The following is a 233-nucleotide window of genomic DNA, read 5'->3' on the forward strand; positions in this document are numbered from 1 at the left end:
CACGTCGGCCAGCTGGCCATCGGTCACGCCCATCGCGCGAATCGCCGCGTGTTGCAGGTGGATCACCCCGCCGGTCGCGATCGCGCCGATCGCGAATTCGGGATCGGACGGCATGCCGAGCTTGCGCACGACCAGCACGTCGAGCGGCGCGCGCAGCGCCAGCGCGACCTGGTATGCCACCGGCACGCCGCCGCGCGGCAGCGCGAGCACGACGACGTCGCCACGCCCCGCAT

General features: G+C 73.4%; 1 pseudogene. It reads right to left on the reverse strand.

From position 1 onward, the window contains the following. Window positions 1-233, reverse strand: a pseudogene (locus SB772_RS45860) (phosphoribosyltransferase); the annotation flags it as partial.

This window comes from Paraburkholderia sp. SIMBA_030, assembly GCF_046535245.1.
Classification (GTDB): Bacteria; Pseudomonadota; Gammaproteobacteria; order Burkholderiales; family Burkholderiaceae; genus Paraburkholderia.